Origin of the sequence: Streptosporangium sp. OZ121, from assembly GCF_051918885.1 — a bacterium.
Taxonomy (GTDB): domain Bacteria; phylum Actinomycetota; class Actinomycetes; order Streptosporangiales; family Streptosporangiaceae; genus Streptosporangium.
In genome coordinates this window covers 79,110-92,144 of the sequence record NZ_JBPXMC010000007.1, presented here as the reverse complement: position 1 = coordinate 92,144, position 13,035 = coordinate 79,110, and the positions used below count along the sequence as shown (strand labels likewise).

Annotated in this window: 11 protein-coding genes; 6 read left to right on the top strand and 5 right to left on the bottom strand. The window is 72.4% G+C overall.

Going from position 1 to position 13,035, the window contains the following annotated elements; translation table 11 throughout:
- Nucleotides 1–101 precede the first annotated feature (101 nt).
- Together ACTOQ1_RS15655 and ACTOQ1_RS15650 are read right to left on the bottom strand one after the other, a co-directional pair.
- Entirely contained in the window at nt 102–1,067 is a 966-nt protein-coding gene (locus ACTOQ1_RS15655; protein WP_440067757.1) for a magnesium transporter CorA family protein, read from the bottom strand.
- A gap of 104 nt (nt 1,068–1,171) precedes the next feature.
- Nucleotides 1,172–2,287 carry an FAD-dependent oxidoreductase gene (locus ACTOQ1_RS15650; protein WP_440067755.1) on the bottom strand — a complete coding sequence of 372 codons (1,116 nt, stop codon included), beginning with the start codon at nt 2,285–2,287 and terminating at the stop codon, nt 1,172–1,174.
- A gap of 93 nt (nt 2,288–2,380) precedes the next feature.
- Here ACTOQ1_RS15650 and ACTOQ1_RS15645 point away from each other — a divergent pair, with 93 nt between their 5' ends.
- The gene (locus ACTOQ1_RS15645) at nt 2,381–2,884 is read left to right on the top strand and encodes a hypothetical protein (RefSeq protein WP_440067753.1); all 504 of its coding nucleotides are present in this window, start codon (nt 2,381–2,383) and stop codon (nt 2,882–2,884) included.
- 12 nt (nt 2,885–2,896) lie between these two features.
- Here ACTOQ1_RS15645 and ACTOQ1_RS15640 read toward each other — a convergent pair whose 3' ends face one another.
- Nucleotides 2,897–4,177 carry a benzoate/H(+) symporter BenE family transporter gene (locus ACTOQ1_RS15640; protein WP_440067752.1) on the bottom strand — a complete coding sequence of 427 codons (1,281 nt, stop codon included), beginning with the start codon at nt 4,175–4,177 and terminating at the stop codon, nt 2,897–2,899.
- Between the two features lie 70 nt (nt 4,178–4,247).
- Here ACTOQ1_RS15640 and ACTOQ1_RS15635 point away from each other — a divergent pair, with 70 nt between their 5' ends.
- Complete coding sequence (locus ACTOQ1_RS15635; protein ID WP_440067750.1) at nt 4,248–4,961, top strand: helix-turn-helix domain-containing protein; 714 nt, start codon at nt 4,248–4,250, stop codon at nt 4,959–4,961.
- A gap of 62 nt (nt 4,962–5,023) precedes the next feature.
- Complete coding sequence (locus ACTOQ1_RS15630; RefSeq protein WP_440067748.1) at nt 5,024–6,247, top strand: MFS transporter; 1,224 nt, start codon at nt 5,024–5,026, stop codon at nt 6,245–6,247.
- A 55-nt stretch (nt 6,248–6,302) separates the two neighbouring features.
- Here the strand turns inward: ACTOQ1_RS15630 and ACTOQ1_RS15625 are convergent, their stop codons facing one another.
- Entirely contained in the window at nt 6,303–7,049 is a 747-nt protein-coding gene (locus ACTOQ1_RS15625; RefSeq protein ID WP_440067747.1) for an MBL fold metallo-hydrolase, read from the bottom strand.
- A 178-nt stretch (nt 7,050–7,227) separates the two neighbouring features.
- Between ACTOQ1_RS15625 and rho the strand changes: the two genes are divergently transcribed.
- From rho to ACTOQ1_RS15610, 3 genes are all read left to right on the top strand, one after another.
- A complete protein-coding gene (gene rho, locus ACTOQ1_RS15620; protein WP_440067745.1) occupies nt 7,228–8,460 on the top strand; it encodes a transcription termination factor Rho in 1,233 nt (410 codons plus the stop codon).
- 107 nt (nt 8,461–8,567) lie between these two features.
- Nucleotides 8,568–9,398: a putative RNA methyltransferase gene (locus ACTOQ1_RS15615; RefSeq protein ID WP_440067743.1), complete on the top strand. Its 831-nt coding sequence runs from the start codon at nt 8,568–8,570 to the stop codon at nt 9,396–9,398.
- Nucleotides 9,399–9,573: 175 nt separating this feature from the next.
- Nucleotides 9,574–11,340 (top strand): S9 family peptidase, encoded by a 1,767-nt coding sequence (locus ACTOQ1_RS15610; protein ID WP_440067741.1) that lies wholly within the window; start codon nt 9,574–9,576, stop codon nt 11,338–11,340.
- A gap of 154 nt (nt 11,341–11,494) precedes the next feature.
- On the opposite strand, the gene ACTOQ1_RS15605 is transcribed toward ACTOQ1_RS15610, so the two are convergent.
- Nucleotides 11,495–13,033 (bottom strand): PP2C family protein-serine/threonine phosphatase, encoded by a 1,539-nt coding sequence (locus ACTOQ1_RS15605; protein ID WP_440067739.1) that lies wholly within the window; start codon nt 13,031–13,033, stop codon nt 11,495–11,497.
- Between the last annotated feature and the right edge of the window lie 2 nt (nt 13,034–13,035).

Below are 13,035 nucleotides of genomic sequence, written 5' to 3'. Positions count from 1 at the left end.
TGCCGGATGCCGGGCCGGACCCGGCCGTTCTCCCCTGAGGCCAGGCTACGGCGGGCGGTCTCCCGGCCGGTCAGGTGACCCGGTGGGGGACGGCTGTCACGTCAGAGCCAGTTGCGCTTCTTGAACGCCCGGTAGAGCAGCACCGTGCCCACGATGATCAGGATCGTGGACGTCCAGAACCCGATCGACTGGGCGAAACCGGGGTAGGGCACGTTCTGCCCGTAGAAACCGGTGATCATCGTGGGCACCGCGATGATGGCCGCCCAGCTGGTGATCTTCTTCATGATGTCGTTGAGCCGGAACCCCTGCTGGTTCATGTGGGCCTCGCGGACGTTGCTCACCAGGTCCTGCAGCGACTCGCTCCACTCCGCGGTGCGCAGGGTGTGGTCGTAGACGTCCTGGTAGTACGGGATGAGCTTGGGGTCCAGGACGTCCTGCCTGCGCAGCAGGCTGCCCACGACCTCGCGCGTCGGCACCGCCAGCCGCCGGAAGCGCACCAGCTTCTTGTGCATCTCGAAGGTCCGGCGCTGGATGTGCGGCATGTCCCCCGGGTTGTCCTGGAAGAGGTCGTCCTCCAGCTCCTCGACCCGGTCGTCCACCCCCTGCAGCACCTCGAAGTAGCCGTCCACGATGTAGTCGAGCAGGCCGTGCAGCAGGTACGGCACCCCGAACCTGACCATGGCGGCGTTGGCGTCCCAGCGCCTGATCACCTCGTCGATGTCGAACTCGGGGTTCTCCCGCACGGTGACCAGGGCGTTCCTGGTCGCGAAGATCGAGACCTCGACGAAGTCGATCCCCTTCTCCGCCGGTCTCGCCGCGTAGACGGTGACGAACAGGTGGCTGTCGTAGGTGTCGAGCTTGGGCCGCTGGTGGCTGTGCAGCGCGTCCTCGACCGCGAGGGGGTGCAGGCCCAGCTCCTCGCTGATCTTCGCCAGTTCCGCCTGCGTGGGCGAGCAGAGGTCGAACCAGACGACGGCGGACTCGTCCTCCACGTGTTCGGAGATGTCGTCGATGGGAAAGCCCTCGGCCTCCAGGACACCGTTGCGGTACAGGCGGGTACGGTCCATGGGCGTCAACCCTAGACCTGCCGCGACAGGCCCGGAATCTCCGGGAGATCCGCGTTTCCGCCCCTGGGCATCCCCAGTGACTTCCCCGCTCCGGCCGTGATCCCCTACGCCGCCGCGGAGGGAACCGGCTGCCCGGAAACGGCGGGTGCCGCGAGGAGGCGGCGGACGTGCCGCACGGCGGTACGGCCGGCGCGGTTGGCGCCGACGGTGCTGGCGGAGGGACCGTAGCCGACCAGGTGAACCCGGGGGTCGAGGAGGGCCCGGGTGTCCTCGACCCGGATGCCGCCGCCGGGCTCGCGCAGGCGCAGCGGGGCCAGGTGGCCGACGACGGGCCGGAAGCCGGTCGCCCAGAGGATCACGTCCGCCCCGACCAGGCGGGCGGGCCCGCCTGGCCCGGCGTCCCAGGCCACGCCCTCGGGGGTGATCCTGTCGAACATCGGCAGCCGGTCGAGGACACCCGCCGCCATGGCCGCCTCCACCCGGGGGGTCACCGGATAGCCGGTGGCCCCGACCACGCTGCCCGGTACGAGCCCGGCTCGGACGCGGGCGTCGACCCTGGCGACGGCCTCACGGCCGAGGTTCTCGTCGAGCGGCCCCCTGACGAAGGCGGGAGGGCGCCGGGTGACCCAGGTGGTCGTGGCGACCTCCGCGATCTCCATCAGGAGCTGCACGCCCGAGGCCCCGGCGCCGACCACCACCACGCGCATGCCCGCGAACTCCTCGCGGCTCACGTAGTCGGCGGTGTGGAGCTGGCGCCCCCGGAACGTCTCCTGGCCCGGATAGCGGGGCCAGAACGGGCGGTCCCAGGTGCCGGTGGCGTTGATCAGCGCGCGGGCCGACCAGTCACCGGCCCCGGTCTCCACCAGCAGCCGCCCTTCCGCGCCCTCCCGGACGGCCCGCACCTCGACCGGGCGGCGTACCGGCAGCTCGAAGGCCCGCTCGTAGGCGGCGAAGTATTCGGAGACGACCTCGGCCGAGGGCCGGGTCGTGTCGACGGCGCCCAGCGGCAGCCCCGGCAGGTCGTGCACGTGGTGGGTGGCGCCGAGGGTGAGGGACGGCCAGCGGAACTGCCACGCGCCGCCGGGCCCGGGGGAGCGGTCGAGCACCGTGAAGTCCAGCCCGGCCCGGCGCAGGAAGTAGGCGCTGGAGAGTCCCGCCTGCCCCGCGCCGATGACGACGACGTCGATGTTCGTGGCGTTTCGCGGCAGCTCGTCCTTCACATTCCCTGGCAACCATGGGGATCCGATGAATAATCCCGCTCACCGAGGGCAGCAGTGGCTACCACAACAGCCAAAGCCTGAGGTGGTAGCCACATGATAGTGCTGGGACTTCTCTTGATCGTACTCGCGGGTGCGACCGTGATCGCGGTCTCCTGGGACGAGACCGCAGCATCGACCACCACCGCTTCGTTCACCGTGTTCGACCGCCTGTTCCAGTTCACCCAGCTGGAGCTCTTCTTCGCGGGCGTGGCCACCGGAGCGGTCTTCCTGCTCGGCCTGGGGATGATGTTCTCCGGTATGCGGCGCTCGGCCGCGAAGCGTCGCAGCCTCCGCGCCTCGCGGATGGAGGCGCGTGACCGCGTCACCCGCCTGGAGGAGGAGAAGCGGGAGCTGGAGCGCAAGCTCGAAAAGACCCCCGCGACCGCGGCTCCCGCGACCGCCACGACCACGACCACGACCCCCGTGGTCGACCGTGACCGCGACGGCGTCGACGACCGCGTCGAGGACACCGCGCCCCACCCCCGGGTCGAGGTGCCCCGTCAGTCCTCCACCGACCAGCTCGTGGCCGGTCGCCACGGACGCTCGGACCACCGCTAGTCACATCCTCTCTCAGCCGGTGCGCCCCGCAGGCCGCACCGGCTGAGGCATGTACGGACCTCCCTCGCCCGCCTCCGGACCCTGATCCTGATCCTGATCCGGCACGGTCTCGTCCACCGGCGCCGCGTCGGCCGGGGTCCGAGCGGGTTTCCCGCGACGGTGCAGGAGCGTCATGAGCCCGCCCGCGACGAGCCCCCAGAACGCGGCGCCCACGCCCAGGAGCGTCAGTCCCGACGCGGTGACCACGAAGGTGACGACCGCGGCCTCCCTGCCCTCGGGGTCGGCGACGGCCGAGACGACGGCCGAGACGAGCGCGCCGAGCAGGGCGAGGCCGGCGACGGCCTCGACGAGCAGCGGCGGGGAGAGCAGCACGAGCGCGGTGGCCACCCCCGAGCCGATCCCGAGGACGATCATCGAGACGCCCGAGGCGACCGAGGCGATCCACCGGCGGGCCGGATCGGGGTCGGCGTCGGGTCCGGCGGACAGCGCGGCGCTGATCGCCGCCAGGTTCACCGCGTGGCCGCCCAGCGGGGCACCCAGCGTGCTCGCCAGGCCGGTGGAGACGAGGATCCCGCGCAGCGGGGGACGGTAGCCGTACCCGGCGAGGACCGCCATGCCCGGTACGTTCTGCGAGGCCATGGTGACCAGGAACAGCGGGAGCGCGATGCCGACCATCGCCTGGGCGCTCCAGGACGGGACGGTCACCTCCAGTACCGGCCGTACGTCCACCGCGCCCAGCCCTGGACCGGTCAGCGCGATGGCCGCGACGGCGACGAGGAGGGCCACCGGGACCGCCCACCTGCGGGCGAACCTGCTCAGCAGCGCCCAGGTGAGCACGACGGGAACCGCCGTCAGCGGTATCTCGGCGAGCGCCCTGACCGGCGCGACGCACAGGTCGAGCAGGACCCCGGCGAGCATGGCACCGGCGATCGGCGTGGGGATGGACGCGATCCACCGGCCCAGGACGGGGAAGAGACCGGCGGCGGTGAGGAGGAGTCCCGAGACCGCGAACGCCCCGACCGCGACGGGAAAACCGCCCTGTACGGTCCCGGTCGCGACCAGCAGCGCCGCCCCCGGGGTGGACCAGGCCACGACGATCGGGACGCGCTGCCGCAGGCCCAGCCAGACGGCCACCACGCCGTTGGCCACGCAGAGGGCGAGGAGTCCCGACGCCGCCTGCCGCCCGTCGGCGCCCACCGCCCTGAGCCCCGCCAGGACCACGGCGAAGGAGCCGGCGAAACCGACCACCGTGGTCACCACCCCGGCCAGCACGGGTTGAAGCATGCGTGTCATGTTCGGTCCTTGTGGGGATGACGCCGACCGTTCCGTAAACGGAACGGCTCTCATGCTGCACGATAACCCCATGGACTCCGGAGCACAAAGCCCCAGGCCCGCCAAGGACACCGGCACGCCCGACCGGCCCGCTGCGGCCGCCCGTGCGCCCGGCACGCCCTCGGCGGACACCGACGCGCTCGACCGGCTCTCAGGGAACGCCGGCGCGCCCGGCGAACCCGCCGTGGACGGCGGCACCCCCGGCATCGGGCGGCGGATCCGCCGGCTGCGCGAGGAGCGCGGCATCTCCCTGTCCGCCCTCGCCCGCGCCGCCGGTGTCGGCAAGGCCACGCTCTCCGGCCTGGAGAACGGCACCCGCAACCCCACCCTGGAGACCCTCTGGGCGATCACCGCCGAGCTCGGCGTCCCCCTGGCGATGGCCGTCGGCACCCCGCCGCCGGTGGACGCGGGCGGAAGCGAGCGCGCCCAGGTGGTCCCCGTCGTCCACGGCACGGCCGTCGAGGGGACGCTGCTCCAGGTCTTCGAGGACGAGAAGGTCACCTACGAGCTCTACCGGCTGGTGCTCCGGGCGGGGACGACACAGGTCTCGCCCGCCCACCACGAGGGTGTCACCGAGCACGTCACCGTCTTCGCCGGAACGCTGAGCGCCGGACCGGCCGGGGCTCCCCTGCGGGCCGGTCCCGGTGAGCACATCTCCTGGCGGTCGGACGTCCCGCACGCGTACGCCGTCCTCGGCGACCGGGACGTCCACGCCAGCCTGCTCATCCGCTACCCGCGCCGCTGATCCCGGCGCCCCTCGCGGACCCGATCGCATTCCTAAAATACGTAAAAAGTAATATTTCCCCCATGAAACCACGGTCCATGGCGATCTTCTTCTGGGCCACGGGCGTGGTGGCCTACGTCATCGCCGTCTTCCACCGGCAGTCACTGGGCGTGGCGGGCATCGAGGCGGCGGCGAGGCTCGACGTCGGCGCGGCGGGGCTCTCGGTCCTGGCCATGTGCCAGCTGCTGGTCTACGCGGGCATGCAGGTGCCCGTCGGGATGCTGGTCGACCGCCTCGGTTCCAAGCGCATGCTGGTCCTGGGTGCCGCGGTGATGGCCTGCGGCGAGCTCGTCTTCGCCCTGGCCGGAGGGCTGCTGCCGGGGGTCGCCGGGCGGGCGCTGATCGGGTGCGGGGACGCGATGACGTTCATCAGCGTGATCAGGCTGGTCGGCCTGTCCTTCCCCGCCCACCGTAACCCGCTGATGGTCCAGCTCACCGGCCTGCTCGGCCAGCTCGGCGCGATCGCCTCCGCGGTCCCCCTCATCTACTCCCTGCACACGTACGGCTGGACGCCGACCTTCCTGGGCGCCGCCTTCCTTGGCGTGGTCTCCGTGTTCCTGCTGGTCACGGTGCTGCGCGACCCCCGCCCCGAGCGTACGGGGGAGCCACCGAGCCTGAAGGCCGCCTGGGCCGAGCCGGGCACCCGGCTGGGCATGTGGACCCACGCGGCCACTCAGTGCTCGGGCGCGGCGTTCCTGCTGCTGTGGGGATATCCGTTCCTGGTCCAGGGCCAGGGGCTGGCCCCCGCGACGGCGGGCGTGCTGCTGACCACGCTGACCCTGTGCGGCATGGTGTGCGGGCCGCTGCTCGGCTATCTCGCCGGGCGGTTCCCCTTCCACCGCTCCCGGATGGTGCTCATCGTGATCGGCACCACCGCCGGGGCGTGGACCGCCGTGCTGTTCTGGCCGGGACGGGCGCCGTTCTGGCTGCTGGTGGCGCTCGTGGTGGTGCTGGCCGCGAACGGCCCCGGATCGATGATCGGCTTCGACTACGCCAGGACCTTCAACCCGGCCACCCGGATCGGCGCGGCCACCGGCATCGTGAACGGCGGCGGCTTCGTCGCGTCCGTGGTGGTGATCGCCCTGATCGGCGTCACCCTCGACCTCCTGGGCGACACCGGCCTGGACTCCTTCCGGTGGGCGCTCGCCACCCAGTACCCGATCTGGGCGCTGGGCGCCGTCCAGGTCGTCCGCTACCGGGGCAAGGCGCGACGCCGCCTGCTCCCGGCCGCCCAGGCGAGCCTGTGACGATCCCGGCTCGGACGAGCCTCGCGGAAGACTCCGGCTCGGACGACCTCGCGGTTCAGGCGAGCCTGGTGAAGGGCTCGGCGAAGTGGGCGGTGCCGATCATCCCGCCCTCCGCCCTGACCCGGTCGAGCAGTTCCACGCGCGTGGTGGCGGCCAGCTCGGGGTCGGCGTCGTAGAGGTAGGGCACCCGCGGGTCCTCCAGCTGCACCGGATGCAGCACCACGTCGCCGGTCAGCACCAGATCGCCGACCTGCACCACCTGGTGGCCGGGGGTGTGCCCCGGGGTGAGCAGCACCCGGATGCCGGGCAGCACCTCCGCCCCGCCGTCCACCGCCTGCACCCGCTCGCCCAGCGGCCGGACGACGTGGTCGAGGACCGCCCCACCCGCCGCGTCGATCTCGGCGCGCTGCAGGACGTGCCGGGCGTTGGCGAAGACCGGCGCCCCCGCGACCACCGCACCGCTCGCGTGGTCGCTGTGCAGGTGCGTGATGACCACCGCGTCCACCTCCTCGGGGGCCGTCCCCACCCGGGCCAGCTCCGCGCCCAGGGCGCCGGGCACCGGCGCCCAGCTCGCCGCGGGCGAGTCGCGGGGACCGATGCCGGTGTCGACCAGCACCGTGCGGCCCGCCGCGTCGCGCAGCAGGTAGCAGTGGAAGTGCAGGATCCACTCGTCCGACTCGCCGTGGCGGCCACCGGGGAACATCTGCGGCATCGGGCGCCGGATCGCGTCGCCCATCGGTCCCACCGCGTCGCACAGCGGGAACACCTCGACCCCGGCGACCGTTATGGGTTGATGTAGCATCCGCTCTCCTGTTCGGGATGGGGCGACGGTGCTACCGTGATACCGGGCGTGACGCACCGCTGGCTAGGCCGCGTGCGATGATCCGCCCCCGTTTCTCGCTTTTTCTCCCGGCACCGCCCCTGTCCCAGGCGCGCGGTCCCGATCTCCCGATCTCCCGATCTCCCGTGAAAGGTCGTTCATGACCACCGAACCCGTTTTCAAAGAACCCACCGTCGAAAAGATCACCGCCAAGAAGGTGCCGCGTCCCCGCGGAGGCGACTCGGGCACCATCAGGAAGACCCCCCGAGGGAACGGCGCGACCACGACCGGACGGTCCCCCGGACGCGACGCCCCCGCCGAGACCGTGACCGGCCTGCTCGACGTCCGCGACCGGACCGGACACCTGCGGACAGGCGGTTACCTGCCGTCCCCGCGCGACGTCCGCGTGCCCCCCTCCCAGATCTCCGAGTACGGCCTGCGCCCCGGCGACCACGTCGTGGCCACCGCACGCGCCCCGTACGAGAGGCTGGAGGGAGTGGAGAGCGTGAACGGCGCCGCCGCCTGGCGGCACCGGCCCGACTTCGCGGACATGACCCCGATCCACCCGCGCGACCGGCTCCGCCTGGAGACCGGGTCGCTGACCGGCAGGGTCGTCGACCTGTTCACGCCGGTCGGCAAGGGCCAGCGCGGGCTGATCGTCGCCCCGCCCAAGGCGGGCAAGACGATGGTCCTGCAGGACCTGGCCGCCGCGATCACCGCCAACCACCCGGACTGCCACCTCATGGTCGTGCTCGTCGGCGAGCGCCCCGAGGAGGTCACCGAGATGCGCGAGTCCATCCGCGGCGAGGTCGCCGCGTCCACGTTCGACCGCCCCGACCGCGACCACACCGCCGTCGCCGAACTCGCCGTCGAGCGCGCCAAGCGCCTCGCCGAGGCAGGGCACGACGTCGTCCTCCTGCTCGACTCCCTCACCCGGCTCGCCCGCGCGTACAACAACCTCGCCCCCGGCGGCGGGCGCACCCTCGCCGGAGGCATCGACGCCACGGCCCTGCTCCCCCCGCGCCGCTTCTTCGGCGCCGCCCGCAACCTGCGCGACGGCGGCTCGCTCACCATCCTCGCCACCGCGCTGGTCGAGACCGGCTCGCGGATGGACGACAGCCTCTTCGAGGAGTTCAAGGGCACCGGCAACATGGAACTGCGCCTCAGCCGCGCCCTCGCCGACAAACGCCTCTACCCCGCCGTCGACCTCGACGCCTCCGGCACCCGCCGCGAGGAGATCCTCCTCGACCCTCAGGAGCGGCAGCTCACCTGGCGGCTGCGCCGCACGCTGGGCGGCCTCGAGCGGCAGCAGGCCCTGGAACTCCTCACCGGCAGGCTCAGCGAGACCCCCTCCAACGCGGCCTTCCTCCAGCAGATCCAGCAGACCGCCTGACCCGCCGCCCCCGAAGACCCACGAGGCCCCCGCAGACCCCCGCAGACCCCGCGGGTCCGCGTCCGTCGGGACGATCCGGCTTCGGCGGGACGCGAGATGATGGGGAGATGCTGGACGATGTCGTCGAACACCTCGCCTGCCCGGTCTGCCGCGGCTCCCTGGAGCTCGGGGAGCGGGTCCTGCGGTGCGCCCTGGGGCACGGCTTCGACGTGGCCAGGCAGGGATACGTCAGCCTGCTGACGGGGTCCCGGGTGCCGGGAACGGCCGACAGCGCGGCCATGGTGGCGGCCAGGGACGCGTTCCTCGCCGCCGGGCACTACGCCCCGCTGGCGGAGGCGGTCGCCGGCGCCTGCCGTCCCGGCGCGAGGGTGGTGGCCGACGCCGGTGCCGGAACGGGCCACTATCTCGCGCGGGCGCTCGACGGACTGCCCGAGGCCGCCGGGGTGGCGCTGGACGTCTCCAAACACGCGATCAGACGGGCCGCGCGGGCCCATCCCCGGCTGGGGGCGGTGGTGGCCGACGTGTGGAGACCGCTGCCGCTGGGAGATGACACGATAGATGTGCTTCTCAATGTGTTCGCCCCCAGAAATGGGGCAGAGTTCGCACGAGTGCTCAAGGGGGGCGGTGAGCTCGTAGTGGTCACCCCGACCTCGCGGCACCTATCGCCACTGGTGGAGCGGCTGGGGCTCCTGTCGGTGGACGACTCGAAGGAGCGGCGTGTGGCGGAGAGCCTGAACGAGCACTTCGTCGAGACCGGAGGGAGCACTCTCGCGTTCGAGATGGCCCTGGGGCATGATGCGGTCGAGGCGGTCGTGGGAATGGGGCCCAGCGCCTGGCATACGGATACGGAAGTTATGCGAAGAAAGATCGCACAGCTCCCAGAAATGTGCCTCGTGGAGGCTTCTTTCCGTATGTCTATCTTTAAGCACCACCTCTGAGCAAGCTGTGTGCTTGACAGCCCCTTCGGGGCACCTGTTACTGATGTGACTTTTAGTCCGAAATTCCCTGACATTACTCAAGCAATTAGCCGGTGAAGGCGACATACTGGACCGCAATCCGGCGAGCCCGCGCCTGGACGCGTGAAGCTGACACCTTGACGGAGGGAAGCGCCATATGAAGGCGGAGGAGCGCTGGCAGGCCAGGTTCCGTGCGCCGCGCGCGACGTTGCCCGTGTGGGCGAGCCAGGCTCCCAGCCGGTCCGTCTACCGCAGCAACGCCTCGGGGGCGTGGGAGGTCTACGCCTGGGACCGCGCGGGCGGCTCCGCCCGTCAGGCGACCTCGCGCCCCAAGGGCACCTCACACGGCGCGATCGATCCCACCGGGCAGTGGATCTGGTGGTTCGACGACACCGACGGCGACGAGTGGGGCCGGTGGATGCGCCAGCCCTTCTACGGCGGCCCCGACCAGCCGGTCGACCTCGCCCCCGGCTTCCCCGCCGGGCTCGGGCTCTCGGCGACGGGCGACGCGGTCATCGGCATGGCCAGGCCGGGACAGGGTTTCACCATCCATCTCGTACGGCCGGGCGAGCCCGCCCGGACGATCTACGAGCACACCGAGGCGGCCGCCGTCTCCGCGGTCTCCCTGGACGGCTCGCTGATCGCGATCAGCCACAGCGAGCACGGCGACGCCCGGCACCCCGGGCTGCGCGTGATCCGGCGCAACGGCGAGGTCGTCGGCGACCTGCACGACGGCCCCGGCAAGGGGGTCGTCGGCCTGCGCTTCGCCCCGCTGTCCGGGGACCGCCGCCTGCTCACCCTGCACGAGCGCAGGGGCCGCCGCGAGCCCCTCGTCTGGGACCCCGAGACCGGCGACCAGCGGGAGATCTGGCTGCGCGACCCGGGCGAGATCACCGCCGACTGGTACGACGACGGCCGCTCGCTGCTCGTCGTGCGCGGCAACCGGGGGCGCACCTACCTGACCCGCTACGACCTTCCGGGCGGCGGGCTCTTCCCGATCGAGACCCAGCACGGCGTGATCGACGCCGCCGCCCCCCGCCCCGACGGCTCCGTCGAGTACTCCTGGTCCAGCGGGGCCCACCCGCCGCTGATCCGGTCGACCAGCGGCCACGTGGTGATGAACCACGGCGGCCCCACCTCACCCCCGTCGGTCCCGGTCGAGGACGTGGACGTGGAGGGGCCGGGCGGCCGCATCCACGCCCTGGTCTCCCGCCCCGAGCGGGGCTCGGGCCCCTTCCCCACGGTCTTCATGCTGCACGGAGGGCCCACCGCCCAGGACGACGACTCCTTCGTGCCGCAGGTGGCCGCCTGGGTGGATCTCGGCTTCGCGGTCGTACGGGTCAACTACCGGGGCTCCACCGGATACGGCTCGGCCTGGCGGAACGCCCTGAACGGCGACGTCGGGCACATCGAGCTGGCCGACGTGGCCGCCGTCAGGGACACGATGGTCGACCGCGGCGTCTGCGACCCCGACCGGCTGGTGCTGTCCGGCGCCTCCTGGGGCGGCTACCTCACGCTGCTCGGCCTGGGCACCCAGCCCAAGATGTGGGCGGCGGGCATCGCCACGGTGCCGATCGCCGACCACGTCGCCACCTACGAGGAGGAGACGGAGGCGCTGCGCTCCTACCACCGCGCGCTGCTCGGCGGCTCGCCCGAGGAGCAGCCCGAGCGGTACGTGAACAGCTCGCCGATCACCTACGTCGACCAGGTCGAGGCCCCGCTGCTGATCCTCGCCGGGGAGAACGACCCGCGCTGCCCCATCGGGCAGATCGAGGCGTACGTGGCCCGGCTCGCCGAGCGCGACCACGAGCACCAGGTGTACCGCTACGACGCGGGCCACGGCTCCCTGGTCGTCTCCGAGCGGATCGCGCAGATGTCGGCCCAGCTGGACTTCGCCAGGAAGCACGTGAATACCGACATCTAGCCCACATCGCCCGATGAGGGGGTGACGGTCTCCGCCCGTGCGGTCCCCAGGTCGTGCGGGCGATCTCGCCCGGCCGGTGAACGGCCCCGTCCACGGCCCGTCCGGCCGGCGGGCGGCCCGTCAACGGTCTCGTCCACCGGGTGGACGACCCTCGTCAGCGGGCTCGCAGGACCACGATCGCCATGTCGTCGGCGCTCGGCTCGGGGGCGAAGTCCTGGACCGCGCGGCGGATCCGCTCGGCGACCGCCCGCGCCGACAGCCCCGCGCACTCGGCCAGCAGCTTGGCCAGCCCCCCGTCGTCGTCGAGCAGCCGCCCGTCCCTGCGACGCTCGGTGACCCCGTCGGTCACCGCGAGAAGCACGTCACCGGGATCGAGATGGACGAGCTCCGCCTTGAAGGTCGCCTCGGGGAAGACGCCCAGCAGCGACTGCGAGGTCACCACGGCCTCCACGACGCCGCTGGGCCGCAGCCGCAGCGCCTCCGGGTGCCCCGCGGAGACCATCGCCACGTCCAGGCCGGTCGGCACGGGCTTGATCTCCCCGTGCAGCAGCGTCAGGAAGCGGGCGCGCTCGCCCTCGTCCAGGATCGCCTGGTTGAGGCGGTCGAGGACGGCGGCCACCCCGTACCCCTCCCGCGCGAGCAGGCGCAGGGTGTGGCGGGCCAGGCCGGTGACCGCGGCGGCCTCGGGGCCGGTCCCGCAGACGTCGCCCACCGCGAACCGCCAGGAGCCGTCGCCGGCCGCGAAGAGGTCGTAGAAGTCGCCGCCGACCTCGTTGGTCTCCCCCGCGGGCTCGTAGACCACCGCGGGGTCCAGGCCGGGGATCTCGCCGGGCTCGTCGGGAGGGAGCAGGCTGCGCTGCAGGGCCCGGTTGGCCGCCGCCTGGGTGGCGTACAGCAGGGCGTTGTCCAGGGCGAGCGCGGCGCGGCGGCCGATGTCCTCGGCGTACTGGAAGACGTCCTCGGCGAACCGGTCGGGCCGCCCCAGGCACATCGCGCCCAGCGTGCGCCCGCGCGCGAGGAGCGGGATGACCAGCACCTGCGAGTCGGCGAACTGCATGGAGCCGCCGGCCTGCGGGATCTGGACGCTGGCGAGCTCCTCCCGGAGCTCGTCGATGCGCCGCTCGTCGGTGTGCCAGAGGTAGGCTGGACGCTGCGGGCCGCCGCCGTTGCTCCAGGTGTAGACGGCACACCAGGTGGCCAGCCGTGGCACCACGATCTGCGAGATGATCGCGGGCACCATGTCAGGGTCGAGGGTGCCCGCCAGCAGGTCGCTGGCATCGGCGAGAAAACCCATCCAGATCGGCCCGCGGCTGGGTTCTTCGGCGGTCCACTCCGAGGACGGCCGCCCGGAGGAGCCGGGCAGCCGGATCCTGGCCCAGTGCGTGCGCTGCTGACCGGCGAAGGTGACACCCCATTCCTCCACCGGTACGGACGGGGCGCCGGGGCTCCCGTCGGGGGCCCGCCTCTGGCGCACCTCGATCTGCAGCCCGTCGCCCAGATGGCTCCAAACGATCTCAAAAGAGGCATCGGTCACCTGTGACGACAGGTCGGCCGCCAGCCGCTCGGCGACCGCCAGAACGGGCGCGGCGGCCCAGGCGGTCATCACCTCGATGGTGAACCGCCTGGCGGCAGGAACGGCCGTGTGTCCTGGGGCGAAGGTCGCCGCCAGGACGGCGCGTGGAGCACTGGTCACTG